Here is a 16647-nt window from a genome sequence, read left to right on the forward strand (position 1 = left end):
CAAAACATTGGTTTTGGGTTACTTAGAGTTTTGGTTTAAACCTCCGCAGAAGCGACGCATTCGTCACCACGGTAACGGAGCTGCTTGCCATAGCCGCCGCAGCCCATATGGGGTCAAAGAGAACATGCAGAATCGGATAGAACGCGCCCGCCGCCAACGGTACAAGCAGGATGTTGTAGAAGAACGCCCAGAAGAGGTTCTGGCGAATCTTACGCATCGTAGCTTGGCTAAGCTGTATGGCCACCACCACATCCCGCAGGTCATTTTTGATAAGCACAATGTCGCCTGTCTCCACCGCCACATCTGTGCCGGTGCCCACGGCGATGCCGATGTTTGCCTGCGCCAACGCGGGTGCATCGTTGATGCCGTCGCCCACCATAGCCACCACCTTGCCCTCTGCTTGAAGCCGCTTGATTTCGCTGGCTTTATCGCCGGGCAGCACCTCCGCCACCACGCGGTCAACCCCGACTTGGGCAGCGATGGCTTGGGCGGTGCGCTGGTTATCGCCTGTGAGCATGATGACTTCCAACCCCATCTCTCGAAGCGCATGTACGGCTTCGGCGGAATGCTCCTTTAACGTGTCCGCAACCGCTATTAGCCCGGCAGCTTTGCCGTCGACGGATAACAGCATCGCGGTTTTACCCTCTGCCTCAAACGCCGCCATCTTGGCCTCAAATTCGCTGATGGGAACGCTGTTGGCCTCCATGAGTTTGCGGTTGCCCAAAAGCACCCTTGCGGATCGGTATTGGACTTCGACGCCCTGCCCGGGGATGGCATTGAAGTCGTCAGGGTCCTCGAGGCTGAGGCCTTTTTTGGCGGCTAGTTTAACGATGGCTTCGCCCAGCGGATGCTCAGAGTTCTTCTCGGCGACGGCAGCGTACTCGAGAATCTGGGTTTGGGTGAAGGCTCTGTCAGCTACGATGTCGGTTACTTCCGGTTCACCCTTGGTGAGGGTGCCTGTTTTATCGAATACGACGGCTCGAAGCTTATGCGCCGTCTCCAGCGCCTCACCGCTTTTGATCAAGATCCCGTTTTCAGCGCCTTTTCCGACACCGACCATTATAGCTGTCGGAGTAGCCAGCCCCAAAGCGCAGGGGCAAGCGACAATCAACACGGCGATGAACACTGTAAGCGAGAAAATGTAGGTTTCCCCTACCAAAAAGTACCAGACAAACGCCGACAACGTCGCAATCGAGATGATGGCGGGAACAAAGTAGCCTGCCGCTATGTCGGCTATCCGCTGCACAGGCGCCTTAGACGTCAACGCATCCTCAACGAGGCTGATGATTTGGGCTAATGCGGTGTCTTTTCCGACCTTCGTTGCCTCGAACTTGAGCACACCGGTCTTGTTGAAGGTGGCGCCAATCACCTGGTCGCCCTTGCGCTTCTCAACTGGGAGGCTCTCGCCCGTGATAACCTTCTCATCCACCCCCGAGTAACCCTCCACAACGACGCCGTCAACAGGGATTTTCTCGCCGGGACGCACAACCACCACATCGCCGACAACCACCTCCTCCACAGGCAACTCCACCTCGACGCCGCCATGGATCACACGGGCGGTTTTCGCCTGCAGCCCCATGATTTTCCGAATAGCCTCCGAGGTTCGGCCCTTGGCGACGGCGTCTAGTAGTTTGCCGATTAAGATGAAGGTCATAATCATCGTGGAGGTGTCGAAGAATACGGCTCCGCTGGGGAAAATACTGGGGGCAAAAGTGACGACGGCACTGTATATGTATGCGGTGGAGGTGCCCATCGCGATGAGGGTATCCATGTTGGCGGTTTTGTTGCGTAATCCCTTGTAGGCGCCGACATAGAAGGTCCAACCTACCACGAACTGCACGGGCGTAGCCAGGATGAACATTAAGATGTTGTTTTGCTCCATCGGCAGAGGCGAAAACCACATCAAAACCATAATGGGAACAGTTAACGAGATGCTGGCGACTAAGAGCAGTTTGAGGTGGCGGATGTGGCTTTGGCGCGCCTTAGCTTCTGCATCCAACGCGGTCTTCTGCTGCGGCTCAACCACGTCGTAGCCCACGTCGCGGATGGCTTTTTTGATGGCGGGTAGGCTTATCTGCTGGGGGTTATATTCGACAAGCACGTTTTCCAGGGCGAAGTTCACGATGGCGCTGTAGATGCCTTCTTTGGGCTGGAGGGCTTTCTCGATGGTTTTAGCGCAGTTAATGCAGGTCATGCCTGCGATTTGCAACGCCACTTTTTCGTGGATTACTCGGTAGCCGATTTGGTTGATGGTGTCTTCGATGGTTTTCTGGCTGATGAGGTCGGGGTTGTAGTCGATGATGGCTTTCTCCGCGGCTAAGTTAACGGTGGCTTGGACGACGCCGCTTTGTTTGCTGAGGGCTTTCTCTATGGCGCGTGCGCAGTTTACGCAGCTCATGCCGCCGATGCTTAGGACGATTTTTCTGGTTTTTTGTGTGCTCAAAAAATGGTGCCCCCTCTGGTTGGTGTATGTTTAATGTGGTTTAGCAACCGATATAAGTATTTCTAAATAAGATATATCTTCTCAATAATAAACTAGGGGCAAAGCCAACACTACCCACACCCCAACAAACCAAACAAGCCCTCAATCAATCCGCTTAATAATATGATACCCAAACTGCGTCTTCACAGGCCCAGAAACCTGCCCCTTCTCAAGCGCAAACGCAGCCTTCTCAAACTCCTTAACCATCTTGCCGCGGGTAAAAGTTCCCAGGTCTCCGCCCTTCTTGCCTGAAGAGCAAAGAGAAACCTGCTTGGCGACTTCGCCGAATTTTTCTCCCTTGTCAAGGCGTGCTTTAACTGCGTTGGCTTCTGTGAGGGTTTTGACGAGTATGTGGCAGCAATGTGCTTTGGTTGACATGGCTTTTTCTTTGGGTAAATGGGCATATAACTCTTCCCTGAACACGGGGGCTTTTCCATGGATTTGAGCGTAATGTGTAGGTTTAGTTAAACCTTTACATGGATCATTTGGGGTGGACTGCTGCAAATTTACATTTAGCTGTTAAATCGTCGGGTATGCGTGCAGGCGCTACTTCGAAGTTCGAAGTAACCAAGGCAGATACCGTTAATACAAAAGCAACCCATAGGTTAGCCATGCAAAGCAAGAACACAATCGAAAACATCGACGAGGAACAACAACTCGACCGCATCACAGCCGAGCAACTGGCAAGAATAATCGAGTTCCTGCGCAACCTAGAAGATTAACCTCCCTTTTAGCCAGGCACCTAAAAATTGCTTTAATGCCACAATATATGAATTCAGTCTAGAAACTATAGGATAAACAGGGTAGAGAATTAGGCTGCCATAACCAGCACCCACTTCACGGAGCCGCAGTTTCGGCACGGCGGGAACGTCTCAGATTTAGAGAGGGGTATGGTGGATTTCTCGCCTTTTGCCTTACAGAAGTGAGCGTATAGGCCTGACTGCGGGTTCTTTTCGCCTGTTCGGAAAAACTTTTGTTTTTTCGGTTCCTTGGCTGCTTTTTTGGTCGGGGTTGCTTTTGGTTTTGCGGTTTTGGGGGTTTTTGCTGCTGGTTTTGGTTTGGCTGGTTTAGTTTTTTTCTGTGGCATCTGCAATCGTTTATTGTTGGGCGGTATTTGATTATAAGCTTTGCTAAGGGCTCGGTTTCAGTAAAGAGGCAGCTAGAGGACTTTCATGAGGGTTTCCATGTTGAATATGGTGTTTGCGCAGCCGTTTTTGATCAGCGGAATACCTTGGCCGGGCATCTCCATGCTTTCAAGCAGGTGGCTCATCAGCTTCATTTCTTCCCCGCATGCCACGCCCACAATGCCCTCATAGCAGCTGCTTTTGAGGATTTTTGGGATACAGGAGCCGCCGGGCAAAAGGTAGACGTCATATCCTCTGCTGCGGGCATACTGGTCGGCTTTGTTCACTAAGCAGTCCTCGGAGCAATGCGCGCACGTATAGGAGGGAATGTTGGCGTCAAAGTTAGCTTTACATCGGCTATCCATGTATTTGCGGCTGCAATGCGGCAGAAAAAGCGCTCTTTTCTTGGTTTGAACAAACCGTTCCCGCTCCATCATGTTGATTGCCTGCAGATCAAGCAGGTCCTCAAGTAGAAGCACAGCGTCAGATAGGTTAAGACCCGTGGCTTCTTGGATTCGGAATTTCTCGATAAGGTCATGAGCGGTTTTAAAGAAGGTTTTATGCATGCCCCTTTGGTAGCTAATCAACGTTAACTCGGTGAAGAAAAAACGCGGAACCTTCGATAAATCGAAAGTGAACTTATAGGGCATAAGGTAGATAGAGTTTTTTGAGACTTAAAAGAATACCTATGGGGGCACATGTGGATCGGAAGGTTTTTTCTTATCTGCATCCGAACCCAAAAGGTCCCGGATGTCTTTGAGGTCCCCGCGGAGCCGCTCCACCTCAGCTTCAAGGTCGCTGGCCCGTGACTCAACATCCTGCTTTAACTGTTCAAGGCCACCGTTAAGTTCAGATCCGGATTCAAGCCGCTGCAGGTTCTGATGAAGCTTTGCGGTTACCTGCCGCAGATTCACCTCTACCTGTTTGAGTTTAGCAACGGTCTCCTTGATCGGGGGCGCACCTTTACGTTCAACGTTGGATTTATCCATTAGTGGACAGCCCAAAAAGTAAATGGTGGAAAGGGAGCTAAATGCTTATCTGGAACATCAAGCGCTCCACAAGTTCCTTGTAGCGATTCCGAATAGTCACCTCAGTAACCTGCGCGATCTCCGCGATTTCCCGCTGTGTCTTGCGCTCCCCCGTCAAAACCGACGCCACATAACTTGCCGCAGCAGCAATGCCTGTTGGTCCTCTACCCGACGTCAACTTGAGTTCTTTAGCTGAAGCCAAAATTTTATGGGCAATCTCCTCAACTTTTCCCTGCATGGTAAGTTGGTTGGAGAATTTGGTGATGTATTGACTGGGCCGTAGCGGCGGGATGGCGTAGTTGAGTTCGCGGATGAGGAAGCGGTAGCTTCGCCCCACCTCTTTCTTGTTAACTGTGGATGCCTGCGAAATCTCATCAAGTGTGCGGGGTAACCCGCATTGCCTGCAAGCCAAGTAAAGCGCCGCTGACGTGACGCCCTGGATGGATCTTCCGCGGATAAGCCGTTCCTTGACGGCTTTGCGGTAAATGACCGAGGCGGTTTCCAGGATGTTTTTAGGCAAATTGAGGTTATTGGATATCTTGGTGATTTCTGAGAGAGCAAACGCGAGGTTACGTTCAGTTGCATCTGAAACGCGGATGCGGCGCTGCCATTTGCGGAGGCGGTAAACCTGCGCTTTCTGCCCCGGCGAGAGGCTTTTGCCATAGATGTCGCGGTCATGCCAATCGATGGTTGTGGATAAGCCTTTATCATGTATGGTGTAGGTTAAGGGGGCGCCGACGCGGGTGCGTTTGGAGCGTTGCTCATCGTCGAAGGCACGCCACTCGGGGCCTCGATCCGTGAGTTTTTGCTGCACAACCACGCCGCAGTCCATACAGACGATTTCGGCGGCTTCAGAATCATGCATAAGGCGGACGCTTCCGCATTCAGGGCATGCTCGAGCTTTAGGAGGCTCGGTTCGGTTTGGAGTTTGCTCTTGATCTACTTCATCTTGTAACTTGCTGTCTCTGATCATTCTCTCTTTTACTCCGGTTTGATTTCGAGAGAAGCAAGTATGTCGGTTTATTGACTAACCTAGCGGGGTCTTTAACGGTGGGTTTAATCACTGCATACGGAGCTGAGACTGGACCAATAATATCAAAAACTCTACCAACAACGTTGAGGTTCTCATCGACGACTTGGAGGCCGATTTTCGGGGGATTTTCTGTTTTTACAATAGCGTTTCCTGAAGGAGATACATTTGTTATCCTGCCCAATTTTTGCAAACGCAATTCCCCTCTCGAAACATGTACGAGACCGTATCAGCGCATTTAAACTTTCTGGCATCCATAGACTCCATGGTACAAGTCGATGTTTTTCCAGTCGAAAGCTTATTAAATGTGAAGTGCGAGTATGACTGTGCCTTAAAAGGGTGAGGCTAAGAATATGTCAAAACCATTCTATGTAAAATATGAAGTCCCAAAAGAACTCGTAGATGCAGCCTATGAAGCCCTAACGATTGCTTCAAAATCAGGATCAGTTAGGAAAGGAACCAACGAAGCCACCAAAGCCGTGGAACGCAGCCAAGCAAAACTCATCGTCATCGCCGAAGACGTCGACCCCCCAGAAGTCATCGCGCACCTCCCACTCCTCTGTGACGAACGCAAAATCCCATACGTCTTTGTTCCAAGCAAAGAGCAACTCGGCAAATCCATCGGCATCGATGTTCCATGTGCAGCAGCTTGCGTCATGAGAGAAGGCGAAGCAGCCGGCTTAATCAAAGAAATCGTAACACGGATCGACCAGGTTAAACGAGGCACTCAGTGATATGAGTAGCAAAGATGGTGCGGAAGATCAAGTTCCCGCGGAAGTCATTCAGATCATCGGTCGCACAGGTGTAACGGGCGAAATCACTCAGGTCCGCGTCCGTATCATGGAAGGCAAAGACAAGGGCAGAATCATCACACGCAACGTTAAAGGACCAGTCCGCGTTCAAGACATCCTGATGCTACGAGAAACTGAGCGGGAAGCAAAGAAAATCACCAGATAAACCTGATAGGAGATATGTGTCATGCCAAAACCGAGAAAATGTTCGTTCTGTGGTGCTGAATTCCCAGCTGGCACAGGCATGATGTACGTTAAAAACGACGGCTCAATCCTCTGGTTTGATTCTAGCAAATGCAAGAAAAGCAGCTTAGAATTCAAACGCGACGCACGCAAGCTAAAGTGGACTCAGTACTTCGGTAAAGAAGAAAAAGGCAAAGGGTAAACTAACCCCCCGTTTTCTACGATTCCCAAACTTTTCTTATTTTTTCAGTTATCGGAAGATTTTTTCGTTTAAAGTCGCTGTGGAAGAAGTTGATGTTACTAATTCGTGGCGATTTTGCTGCAGCAGGAACTTGACTGCTTAAGTTAACCGTAAACTGCTTATGCGGCATTTTAGGAAGCGCCCTTCGCATAGCTGCCCTTTTGTATCCAGGTTAGCAAACGGTTCTTTGCAAATCAGGCAAATTAGGCTTCCCAAAAAAGGTTATCTCACATGCAATCCCAGACATCGAAGCATGAAAACGGCTTCAAGAAAGCATGCGGCCGCCATAGCGCTGGTTGCGTTGGCTTTAGCGGCGAACCTATTCCTGCTCGCCACAGCTTCAGCCCAATCCCCGGAAACCATACAAACCGATTTCCTGGGCCTTGTCAATGTGGAACGCGTCAGCCTCGGCTTATCCCCTCTCACCGCTAACCCACAACTGGAAGCCGCCGCGTACCTGCACTCCAAAGATATGGGTGACAACAACTACTTCTCCCATACCTCGATGGATGGAACCCAGTTTAGCCAGAGAATCACCAATGCAGGCTACAAGTGGGTTGCCGCCGCCGAGAACATCGCTATGGCTTATGGCGTGCCATCCGCCGCTAAAGTTTATGATATGTGGAAAAACTCCCCGGGCCACTATGCTAACATGATAGGCAACTACCTTGACGCGGGCTTAGGCGTTTACAGCATAAACGGCTACACCTACTACACGCTGGATTTGGGACGCAGCCAACCCCCCTCGCCCACGCAGACGCCTAAACCATCATCTTCTCCCACGCCGACCCCGCAGCCGACGGCAGCGCCAACCCCTACGCAAACGCCAACGCCCACTCCGCCCTCGCCTACACCAAAGCCGCCGACCCCGACGCCTACCCCAACAACATCCACCCCAGACCCCACCGCAAACCCCACGCCGACACATACACCAACCCCCACCCCGCCTCCGCCCACCCCCAAACCAACACTTAGCTCAACAGCACCAACCTTCACAGCGTCACCGACGCCAACGTCGGCTCCGACTGAAACCTCGACAAACCATCTTCCAACACCCAGCGCCACTCCAACCCCATCGCCCACAAACCTCACCTCAGCGCCCCCGACATCAACCCCCGCTATTCCCGAGTTGCCCGGCCTCGCCCTAGTAGCGATGACGCTTCTGGCGCTTATAGTCGCGGTCTCAATAAAGACAAAAAACAGGGAATCAGGTAGCCATCAGTGAGAATGCCGCGTACAAAAGACCTGTTTGGTACTGAGCTATGCTTTAGAGCAGGGGTTCCAGTTTATGGACGGCTTGTTCGCGGGCTTGGTGCTAAATAACGCCGTATCATACCCTTCTGCAAACACAAAAAGGTAAACTCTATGCAAAAAACCAAACTGTTCACAATAACCCTCTTGGCGGCGCTTCTGGTCTGCAGTGCATTCTCATTTGCTGCTGCACAAGAAGAAATACCGCCCGCAACCCCCAACCCAGACGCAACCGTCAACCCAGACGAAACCATTAACCCTGACGGCGCACGTACAATGGATAACCAAACAAGCAGCAGCGATAACACTACCCAAGACGGCACAAGCACCGACGACAACACAACTGACACCACGGGTCAAGAACCCATCCTATACGGCGGCGAAATATACGCCAATGGCCTCGCAGAAGACGACACAGCCAAAGACAACACTGGTCTCTACATCACCATTGTCGGCGCAGTTGCAGCAATCGCTGTTGGCGGCGCCATCGGCGCAGTTTACTACCGCAAACACGCCAAAGCCCAAAATTAAACTGAAAGCTCCATAACCGCTCTTTTTGTTTCTCCCTTTTTTATTGGTGCATTTTTAACGGTTGGTTGTTGGCTGCGTGCAGTCACATATTTTAATTAATCATCCAAGCCGAAAAGTAATATTGCAGCGTTTTCTGGAGGTGAAGTGAAAGAATGTCAGAGGATTTAAAGCGTACTGCGCCTCGCGTGACGGTTCCTGAGCCTGAAATGACGGAAAACAAAAAGTTCAGGTGCCCCCTTGACCAGCAGGTCTACGATAATAAGGAGGATTATGAGGCGCACTGCAAGGAGGAGCATGATGTGTTATAAAAACCGCAAACTAGATTTTGCCTTATGCTTTGGTGAATCTGTTTGCGGATAACTGGTTTTTTTTATCGGATGGCTTCGTCTAGTTTGGAGTTGCGTTTTGTCCGGGTGACTTCCTGGAAAAGTTCTATACATTCCTCTTTAGTTGGTGCTTCGACGGCTATGCTGCCGTAGGCGCCTATGTCTATTCTGTATTTTTTTCTTTCGCCTTCGATTTGGCTCATTTACCCCTCTCCCTTCAATTATTACTCACTTTTGGAGTATAGATTGTTTAACTATTTATGTACTCTATTATAAGGTTAATCCCTGTTCACCAAGAAAAGACGCCAGCCTCTTAGAATTAAACACCACAAACACTGCATACCGCATATAACGCCCCACCTTAGGAATCAACCCCGCCGCATCCGTTCCCAACTTGCACGTCAAAGCAAACTCAAACAACCCCAGCGCCTCCACATCAAAAACATCGCGATCAAGACGAGTACGCTCCAACGTCCCATTAACCAGCTCCTTGGATGCACGCAACACCACCAAACGATCCAGAAGCGACTGCTGCCAGGCTAAAAACCTCCCCACCTGCGCCTCCGCCAACTCAGCCTGCAAACCCTCTGCATCCTTAGAAGTCACCCTAACACTTAACGGCAACCCCTCCACGATTGCGTAGGCTTCAGCGAATTTTTTAAGCGCAACGCCTTTGCCGCCTAAAAGCTGCCTCTGCAGAGCCGCCAGCGAAACCGTGGCGTAGAGTGGCTTTGGCTCCAAAACGCCCACGTCCACCAGCAACCGCTCAGCTTCCACTTTGGCAACGTAGCCTTTAAGCACCGAGCCGGCTTCAACATCCTCCGCGGATACGGGGCAAATCCCGATTTCTTTTCGGATAAAACTGGTGGCCACCACCTCGTCTTCGCCGGCAACGGAAATCTGCACCCAGTGGCCTGGGGTGTTGCCTAAAACTTTGAATTCAACCTCTAAATCCTCAAATTGGCTCTGCAGCAACTCGTCTACTGCTTTGAGTTGTGACCCGTGATATGTTTTAACCATCAAAGTGAATGTTGTCATGGCGCCTCGCCTAGCATACCTGTTATTTCCTCGTGGAGGTTTCTAACTCTTTCTGCAGCTTGCATTTTGCCTTTGCATTGGAGCTTAGCAATTTCGGCTTCTATGGGCACTACGGCTCCGTCGTCGATGCGTTTGTCGGCGTAGCACACGATTTTTTCCTCCAATGTCTGGGGCACATATACGTCTTGGGGCCAACCCAGCGCCTCTGCCTCCTTCTGGGTGATGCCTGCACCGACGTGCCGCTTAATGATGTCCACTATGGGCTGGGGCAACTGCAGGGATTGGGCAAGCTGGGCGCCCACTAAAGAATGATTCACCGTGTTGGTTTTTGCGCGGCCGAGGTCATGGAGAACTGCACCTGCCTCCACCAACTCCACATTAACCCTGAAATGTCGCTTCTGCAGCTTCTGCGCGAGTTGTTTAGCGTAGTCAGCAACGGCTAGGCAGTGGTTGACTACCTGGGATGGTACACCGCTTTCCAGTAGAAGCGTGGTAGCTTGCTCCCTTGTGGGAAGCCGCTTATTCACCGAGTTCCTTCCTTAGAATCTCCACTTTCACCGAGAGCTTCTCAATCATGGCCTCGTTTGAAAAATGCACCAGTGGTTTACCGCAGCCGCTACAGTGGAAAACCAGCTCCACGGCTTCCTCGAAGGGGATGCGTTTGCATTCGTTGCTTCCGCAGTAGTAGAAGTCATGGGTTCGCTCGTACTCCAATCGCACGTTAAGTTTCTCCAGAACCCGCCGCTTCTGGCTCAATATGAAGCCTTCAAGCTGGTCAGGCTGGAGTTTCCAGTGGAAAATGAACCAGCCGGTTTTGGGGTCGCGTGTGCGGCGGAGGCTGACCAGTGAGTGGTCGTAGAGTTTGTAGAGGATTTTGCGCACCGAGTTGAGGCGTATGCCGGTTTTGTTGGCGATTTCGTCGTCGGTGATTTCCTCAACGCTCTTGAGGTGCTCGATAAGCTTAACCGCGTCTTCTTCACCTAAAGCCAAAGCGACCTTGGTGAGAGTTGCATCATCAATAGTTGATAACATAATCTCTGATTATCCTGTTTTGCACCTTAAATAATGCGTCATGCCCAAATAAAACTCTTCTTACAGCAACCACCAAAACTCTATATATGCTTGATTTCCTTGCCGCGAGCCTTAGGGACAACGCTGATTTTGGCGCATTCAAAAGATTCCGCGAGTTCTCTGCCCTCGAAGAAGCGGTCAAGGAAAATTGCCAGCGCCGAACACTCAGAATGCGGCTGATTCCCCACGGCGACGTTAAAGTCCGAAACCTCCTCGGAGTAGAATTCGCCGGGGACCTTTTGGCTGCCCACCAGCAGCATCACGTCTTTGCCTGTTGCCTTGATGCGGGAGAGGACATCACTGCTCTGGATATTCTCGCCGTAAACCGTCAAATGCACAACCACGCCGCCCGCTGCTTTCCAGTCCTGCACGGCGCGCCGCCAGGATGTGCCCATTTCAAAGTGGAAGCTGCCTCCCCAACTTGAGGTGATTTTGGAGACGGTTTGCTCGATATGGGGGTCAACGGTGTCAGCTAGGATGAAGCCTGAAGCAGAAAGCGCCCGCGCCGTCAACGCCACATGCGTGGTTAACCTTACGTCTCGTTGGATGCGGTGGCCCCAGCGTAGCACAACCAGTTTTGGGCTGCTATGGGCTGGTTGGGTGGAGTTGGAATTTTCCATTTAGATCCTGCACTTTCCTTTTAACTTGCTCTGTCACCGCCGGGTTCGCCTCAAAGACGACATGCACCGAGTCGCCAGTGTACTCTTCATTGTGGAGGTCGGTTTTCTGATGCACCCACGAGAGAAACGGCATAACGTTGCCGCTGAGGGGAACCGTGAATTCTGCCTGCACATAATTCTCCAGCACCCGCAGGATATGGCGTTTTAGCTCCTCGAGGTTGGTTTGGCATTTGGCGGACAGCAATATGGGGTTTTTTACTTTGTCTTTGAGCGCTAAGAGTTTTTCCTGTTGCTCCTCGGGTTTGATGAGGTCGATTTTGTTTAGCGCCGTCACTATAGGTATGCCTGAGGCGTCGAGGCGCGTGATGGTGTCTAGGCACACGTTGTTTTTCTTTTCTATGACGTCAAGGGGCTCGCTTAGGTCAACCACCAGCACAATCAAGTCGGAGAAGATGGTTTCCTCCAGCGTAGAGTGGAAGGCTTCGATGAGGCCAATGGGGAGGCGGTCGATGAATCCCACGGTGTCAGTTAAGAGGAAGCGGCGGTTACTGAACTCTATCATGCGGGTCTGGGTGGAAAGCGTGGTGAAGAGGCTCTTATCAACCTGCGCTGTCTCCATCGCTAAGGAGTTGAAAAGGGTGCTTTTACCCGAGCTAGTGTAGCCCGCCAGCGAAATCGTTAGAAAACCCAGTTCCGTGCGGCGTTCCCGCTGCAGCACCCGTTTCTCTCGGATATGAACAAGTTTTTTGAGGATTGTTTGAACCTGCCGTTTTATGGCGTCCCTGTACACGTCTGCTTCGTAAACGCCAAGGCCCATGAAACCCGGCTGCTCGCTGCCCCGGGAGAGCCGCACTTTCTCTCGGGCATGTTTAAGTTCGTTTTTAAGCGTGGCAAGCTGAATCTGCATCTGCGCCTCTGTGGTGGTGGCGCGTCTGTTGAAGAGTTCAAGGATAAGTTGGAAGCGGTCGATGACTTCGACGTGGGTGGCTTTGGCGAGGTTGTAGGTCTGCCTTGTCCGCAGGGCATTGTCAAAGATGACTTTGTCCGCGCCTGCTTGCTCAACCATCGCTGCGAGTTCCTCGACTTTGCCCGCGCCGATTTGGTAGCGTGCATCGGGGCGCCTTGTCTGCTCCATGACTCCGACGATTTCGTAGCCCGCGGACAACGCGAGGCTCTTAAGCTCCTCTAAGGTGGATTCTTCACGATTCAAACGCCGCTGCACTAAGATGGCTTTCGTTTACCGGAGGCCTCCTCATTATTCTTGCCCATCTCAATGAGGTCTCCCAAAGTTAAGCCACCGCCACCAGATTTAGAGGGTGCAGTTGTGACTTTCTCGTCGGCAATCGGAACCATCAACTTGATTTTCAAAACATGCTCCAGCCGCGCCGCAAGGGAATTGTTGGGGGCGACCTTGCCGGTTTCGATGTGGCGAAGCAGCGAGGCTTTCTCGTTGATTTTTTTGCCTAAATCCTCATGGGATAGCCCCAGTTTTTCTCTGGCTTGACGGATTTTTTGGGCGTAGTCCTCAACGACTTCCTGGCTGATTTGTACCTGGGCAACCGGGGGCTTCTTCATGATTAGGGGGATATGCGCGTAGGATTTGGTGGGGCTAGCAACGGTGGCTGGTGCTTCTTCGCCGGGGTAGAGGACTCTGCCGTGTTTGCTGCATTCAACACAAACTGTTAGGGCGGCGCCTTCGATAACTGCCCGTACGGGTTCAGAGTGGATTTTTCGTCCGCAGACTTCGCATCGCATGGGGAATGTTCACCTTTCAGTGAGTTTATAATGTTGTACTGTTTATACTTGTCGAATTAACCTCAACTGTAGCCATGGTGAATGGATGGAGAACGAAAAACAACGGGTCCGCTGCATCGCAGACTACCAATTCGGCAAGGGCGTAGGCGCTAAACTGTTCCCCGAGGACATAGAGATTGTGCTGTCGCCTCGGACCGGCAGAATCCGCTACATTAACCTCGCTGGCGAGCGGCTGGCTACGTTGCGCCCCACCGATGGGCGGCTCTCCCTTAGTGTCAAAGCCGCAAAGACCCTGGCCGCAGAGGTTTCGGAAGCTAAATGCTTTGTCACGGTAAAAAACGACGTAGCCCCCTACATTGCAAGGGGAGGCGACGTGTTCGCGGTGCATGTGGTGGCGGTGGACGAGGAGGTCCGCGCCAAAGACGAAGTCATCTCAGTAGACGAGAACAGGCAGGTGCTGGCGGTTGGACGCGCCTTGCTCTCCGCCGAGGAAATCCGCGCCTTCAAAACCGGCGTCGCCGTCAAAACACGGCATGGCAGCACCGAAAGTTAAGTATATCAAGCCGTAGCGTAGAATAAGGTGGTATGGTGAACTCGATTGCATAAACGCATGAATCCCCGTGAGCAGAAACGCATGATGCAGCGGATGGGCATGAACATGGATAGCGTGCCCGACGTGCAGCAAGTCATCATCCGAACCTCCAGCAAAGACATCGTCATCGACGAGCCCGAAGTGGCGATTCTGGCGGTTCAGGGACAAAAGATGTATCAGGTTATCGGCGGACAAGTCAGCGAGCAGGCGCCCTCGGCGCGGACATCTGGTGCAGCAGCCAAGCCCAGCTTCAGCGAGGAGGACGTGCAGCTCGTCGCGGACCAAACCGGCAAGAGCCTCGAGAAAGCCAAAGAGGCACTCATAGAAGCCGACGGCGACTTAGCCAAAGCGATCCTGCTGCTCCAATAATTCTTTTCTTCCTTTTATCAGAATCTTTTTTAAACATTAAGTTTCCCAAAATCTTATATTTAAATAAAAATCTACTCATAGTAGGGAGTAAGTTGAGAAAAACCTCATCGATCCTGCTGGCAATAACAATTTTGTTTACTCTAGCCGCTTTCCCGATCGCTTCCCCAGCTACCGCACAACCAATAACCATTAACCCAGACGGAAGCATTAACCCCCCATCGGCACCGCTAAATCGAAACGGCAGCCTCTATACCTTAACCTCCGACCTGAGCAGCCCAATAGATGTAAAATCAAGCAACATAATCCTCGACGGCAAAGGGTACACTATAATCGGTGATGGAAGCGCTGTTGCAGTAGAGTTAGAATGCGAAAATGTTACTGTTCAAAATTTTAGGTTGGTTGATTGGAAATGTGGCGTTTTGGGCGTTTATGATAATAACACGGTGGAAAACTGCGTTATTAAGGGATGTAGCGATTACGCCCTAAAAATCTACGCTCAATATTACATTATAATTGGAAACGACATCGAAAACAATGCTGGCGCAATCTTGATTGGACCGGGCGGACTAAACTATATTGCAGGAAACAAAATAGTCAATAACCAACACGGCCTTTGTTTCTACGACTCCGGTAATCTAGTTGTTCAAAACATTATCGAAAACTGCACCAAAAGCGCCGTTGTTCTTATTGCTCAAGCGTGGAACCAAATGATTTACAGCAACAACTTCATTAACAACACAGAAGAGCTTGACGATGGAACAATCAGTAATCGCGGAAGACCTGCGCAGAGCCAAATTTTGCCTTGGGACAACGGTGTAAGTGGCAACTACTGGAGCGACTACACAGAAGAAAAAGACAACTTGGGCATTGGAACAGTGCCAAAGATAATATTTACAAATTATGATGTTATCGCTCCGGATTTTAGTTTTTTTGACCGTTACCCCCTTACCTCACAAGTTAATATTGACAAGCCAATTCCAGCTGTGCCATACTACATGACCAAGCAGGCTGCTGTGGCTCCCAACTTAAGCAGTCAAGCAAAGGCAGTATCTTTCTTTAATGACACAATTGGGCTTGACCTGAAAACGTATACTCCAGTACTTTCCTCATTTTACGATCAAACCTCTATTGCTCCAGACAAGATGTCGACACCTTTAGCCGGTCAGTCTACTGAATACCTAGAGTATGAGCTTCAAAGTAATGAGCAAGGACCTGTTGAAGCAAGGGTCATAGTGGTCGATGGCAACCTCGTTTACTGCGATTTGTTCTGTTATGGAAAAATTTTATTTGCCAACAGCAGCTTAAGCAACAACTCGGAAAAGGCACAAAGCATCCTTCATAACTACTACGTTTGGACTGATGACCCAGAAGTCGAGCAAATGTCACTTAATGTTGGATCCGCGAACAGTTCAATTGTGATTTCGAGTAACTTGTTGTTTGTTGGAAGAAATGGAACATGGCAGCATTTTCTCAATTCCTATACTCGGCAGTCATTTGACTGGTACCATCACGTTAATGGGGCTGACTATACAGGAGTTGACTTATTTTTTGAAGAAGGAAGAGAAAACATGCATGAAATCTTTTTTTCAGACACCCGATCACTCTACCAAATAGGAGATTCTTCAATAAGTATTTCAGAGGAGCAGGCAATCGACATTGCAGAAAATTATGTTAAAGGTTATAGCTACAAGGCGCCCCTGGGTGCAACTGAATCTGCCGTTGTAAGCGGCTTAGAAATTAGTAATGGTTCCACAGCAAGTTTAGCGACAGCTCTGCGGGACCCCAAAACGCTTTTTCCCTGCTGGGTCGTGCAGGTTCCTCTTGATAAAACCTACCCTGACTACACTAATGCCATAACAGTGAGGGTTTGGGCTGATTCGGGGCGAGTAATGGATGCCCTACGTCAAGTATCTACTCCTTTGTATGATGAAAATTACGCCTCACTATGGAGGGCATTTTCCTATTTTTCACAGTTGATTGTTATCGGGGCAGTTTTGGTTTTAGGTGTCGTCTTAGTCATAGTTGGACTTTTGCAAAAAAGAAAAAAGGAAACAGCCCAGCCGTCAAAAATAACCAACTAAACAGCCGCTAAATCCTTTTTTGGTCGTAAGGAACTTGAATACTATCGCGGGGTTCTACCCTCTTTTGCGTGTCTATTTGGCGCTGCAGATAGCTATAGTGGCAAGGTTAGCTGGCAAGATTCAACGGTACCCAT

Annotated in this window: 24 protein-coding genes; 10 read left to right on the forward strand and 14 right to left on the reverse strand. The window is 50.6% G+C overall.

The genetic code is table 11. The features are described 5' to 3' along the window. Nucleotides 1-22: 22 nt before the first annotated feature. Together NWE93_09805 and NWE93_09810 are read right to left on the reverse strand one after the other, a co-directional pair. Nucleotides 23-2443, reverse strand: a complete 2421-nt coding sequence (locus NWE93_09805; GenBank protein MCW4000522.1) for a heavy metal translocating P-type ATPase — start codon at nucleotides 2441-2443, stop codon at nucleotides 23-25. A gap of 141 nt (nucleotides 2444-2584) precedes the next feature. Continuing rightward, complete coding sequence (locus NWE93_09810) at nucleotides 2585-2860, reverse strand: peptidylprolyl isomerase (GenBank protein MCW4000523.1); 276 nt, start codon at nucleotides 2858-2860, stop codon at nucleotides 2585-2587. Nucleotides 2861-2958: 98 nt separating this feature from the next. On the opposite strand from NWE93_09810, the gene NWE93_09815 reads away from it, so the two are divergent. Further along, nucleotides 2959-3204, forward strand: a complete 246-nt coding sequence (locus tag NWE93_09815) for a hypothetical protein (protein MCW4000524.1) — start codon at nucleotides 2959-2961, stop codon at nucleotides 3202-3204. An 89-nt stretch (nucleotides 3205-3293) separates the two neighbouring features. On the opposite strand, the gene NWE93_09820 is transcribed toward NWE93_09815, so the two are convergent. The 5 genes from NWE93_09820 to NWE93_09840 form a co-directional block, all read right to left on the reverse strand. Then, nucleotides 3294-3569, reverse strand: coding sequence for a YjzC family protein (locus NWE93_09820; protein MCW4000525.1), 276 nt, complete (start codon nucleotides 3567-3569; stop codon nucleotides 3294-3296). 72 nt (nucleotides 3570-3641) lie between these two features. Continuing rightward, nucleotides 3642-4256: a DUF116 domain-containing protein gene (locus tag NWE93_09825; GenBank protein ID MCW4000526.1), complete on the reverse strand. Its 615-nt coding sequence runs from the start codon at nucleotides 4254-4256 to the stop codon at nucleotides 3642-3644. A gap of 36 nt (nucleotides 4257-4292) precedes the next feature. Next, the gene (locus tag NWE93_09830) at nucleotides 4293-4595 is read right to left on the reverse strand and encodes a hypothetical protein (GenBank protein MCW4000527.1); all 303 of its coding nucleotides are present in this window, start codon (nucleotides 4593-4595) and stop codon (nucleotides 4293-4295) included. A 37-nt stretch (nucleotides 4596-4632) separates the two neighbouring features. Next, a complete protein-coding gene (locus NWE93_09835) occupies nucleotides 4633-5607 on the reverse strand; it encodes a transcription initiation factor IIB (GenBank protein MCW4000528.1) in 975 nt (324 codons plus the stop codon). After that, nucleotides 5579-5857, reverse strand: coding sequence for a Gar1/Naf1 family protein (locus NWE93_09840; GenBank protein ID MCW4000529.1), 279 nt, complete (start codon nucleotides 5855-5857; stop codon nucleotides 5579-5581). Before NWE93_09840 ends, NWE93_09835 begins: the two co-directional genes overlap by 29 nt. Nucleotides 5858-6017: 160 nt before the next feature. On the opposite strand from NWE93_09840, the gene rpl7ae reads away from it, so the two are divergent. The 6 genes from rpl7ae to NWE93_09870 all read left to right on the forward strand — a co-directional run bounded on the left by rpl7ae (nucleotide 6018) and on the right by NWE93_09870 (nucleotide 8969). Continuing rightward, nucleotides 6018-6398, forward strand: coding sequence for a 50S ribosomal protein L7Ae (gene rpl7ae, locus NWE93_09845; GenBank protein ID MCW4000530.1), 381 nt, complete (start codon nucleotides 6018-6020; stop codon nucleotides 6396-6398). Nucleotide 6399: 1 nt separating this feature from the next. After that, on the forward strand, nucleotides 6400-6621 hold the full coding sequence (locus NWE93_09850; GenBank protein ID MCW4000531.1) for a 30S ribosomal protein S28e: 222 nt from the start codon (nucleotides 6400-6402) through the stop codon (nucleotides 6619-6621). Between the two features lie 21 nt (nucleotides 6622-6642). Continuing rightward, nucleotides 6643-6840, forward strand: coding sequence for a 50S ribosomal protein L24e (locus tag NWE93_09855; protein ID MCW4000532.1), 198 nt, complete (start codon nucleotides 6643-6645; stop codon nucleotides 6838-6840). 292 nt (nucleotides 6841-7132) lie between these two features. Further along, a complete protein-coding gene (locus NWE93_09860) occupies nucleotides 7133-8104 on the forward strand; it encodes a CAP domain-containing protein (GenBank protein ID MCW4000533.1) in 972 nt (323 codons plus the stop codon). 140 nt (nucleotides 8105-8244) lie between these two features. Continuing rightward, nucleotides 8245-8661 carry a hypothetical protein gene (locus NWE93_09865; GenBank protein ID MCW4000534.1) on the forward strand — a complete coding sequence of 139 codons (417 nt, stop codon included), beginning with the start codon at nucleotides 8245-8247 and terminating at the stop codon, nucleotides 8659-8661. 152 nt (nucleotides 8662-8813) lie between these two features. Then, complete coding sequence (locus tag NWE93_09870; protein ID MCW4000535.1) at nucleotides 8814-8969, forward strand: hypothetical protein; 156 nt, start codon at nucleotides 8814-8816, stop codon at nucleotides 8967-8969. Nucleotides 8970-9031: 62 nt separating this feature from the next. On the opposite strand, the gene NWE93_09875 is transcribed toward NWE93_09870, so the two are convergent. The 7 genes from NWE93_09875 to NWE93_09905 all read right to left on the reverse strand — a co-directional run bounded on the left by NWE93_09875 (nucleotide 9032) and on the right by NWE93_09905 (nucleotide 13471). After that, nucleotides 9032-9190 (reverse strand): hypothetical protein, encoded by a 159-nt coding sequence (locus tag NWE93_09875; GenBank protein MCW4000536.1) that lies wholly within the window; start codon nucleotides 9188-9190, stop codon nucleotides 9032-9034. A gap of 67 nt (nucleotides 9191-9257) precedes the next feature. After that, nucleotides 9258-10025, reverse strand: coding sequence for a DUF2110 family protein (locus NWE93_09880; protein MCW4000537.1), 768 nt, complete (start codon nucleotides 10023-10025; stop codon nucleotides 9258-9260). After that, on the reverse strand, nucleotides 10022-10552 hold the full coding sequence (locus NWE93_09885) for an HDIG domain-containing protein (protein ID MCW4000538.1): 531 nt from the start codon (nucleotides 10550-10552) through the stop codon (nucleotides 10022-10024). The genes NWE93_09880 and NWE93_09885 overlap by 4 nt, the downstream gene beginning before the upstream one ends. Next, the gene (locus NWE93_09890) at nucleotides 10545-11057 is read right to left on the reverse strand and encodes a transcription factor (GenBank protein MCW4000539.1); all 513 of its coding nucleotides are present in this window, start codon (nucleotides 11055-11057) and stop codon (nucleotides 10545-10547) included. Before NWE93_09890 ends, NWE93_09885 begins: the two co-directional genes overlap by 8 nt. Nucleotides 11058-11137: 80 nt before the next feature. Continuing rightward, the gene (locus NWE93_09895; protein ID MCW4000540.1) at nucleotides 11138-11716 is read right to left on the reverse strand and encodes a tRNA (cytidine(56)-2'-O)-methyltransferase; all 579 of its coding nucleotides are present in this window, start codon (nucleotides 11714-11716) and stop codon (nucleotides 11138-11140) included. Then, the gene (gene hflX, locus NWE93_09900; protein ID MCW4000541.1) at nucleotides 11682-12926 is read right to left on the reverse strand and encodes a GTPase HflX; all 1245 of its coding nucleotides are present in this window, start codon (nucleotides 12924-12926) and stop codon (nucleotides 11682-11684) included. The genes NWE93_09895 and hflX overlap by 35 nt, the downstream gene beginning before the upstream one ends. 11 nt (nucleotides 12927-12937) lie before the next feature. Next, nucleotides 12938-13471 (reverse strand): multiprotein bridging factor aMBF1, encoded by a 534-nt coding sequence (locus NWE93_09905; GenBank protein MCW4000542.1) that lies wholly within the window; start codon nucleotides 13469-13471, stop codon nucleotides 12938-12940. Between the two features lie 85 nt (nucleotides 13472-13556). Between NWE93_09905 and NWE93_09910 the strand changes: the two genes are divergently transcribed. From NWE93_09910 to NWE93_09920, 3 genes are all read left to right on the forward strand, one after another. Next, nucleotides 13557-14024, forward strand: coding sequence for a pseudouridine synthase (locus tag NWE93_09910; GenBank protein MCW4000543.1), 468 nt, complete (start codon nucleotides 13557-13559; stop codon nucleotides 14022-14024). A gap of 45 nt (nucleotides 14025-14069) precedes the next feature. Beyond that, nucleotides 14070-14432, forward strand: a complete 363-nt coding sequence (locus NWE93_09915) for a nascent polypeptide-associated complex protein (protein ID MCW4000544.1) — start codon at nucleotides 14070-14072, stop codon at nucleotides 14430-14432. Between the two features lie 92 nt (nucleotides 14433-14524). Next, nucleotides 14525-16513: a right-handed parallel beta-helix repeat-containing protein gene (locus NWE93_09920; GenBank protein ID MCW4000545.1), complete on the forward strand. Its 1989-nt coding sequence runs from the start codon at nucleotides 14525-14527 to the stop codon at nucleotides 16511-16513. The last annotated feature ends 134 nt before the right edge of the window (nucleotides 16514-16647 follow it).

The sequence above is a fragment of the Candidatus Bathyarchaeota archaeon genome, assembly GCA_026014735.1.
Taxonomy (GTDB): domain Archaea; phylum Thermoproteota; class Bathyarchaeia; order Bathyarchaeales; family Bathycorpusculaceae; genus Bathycorpusculum.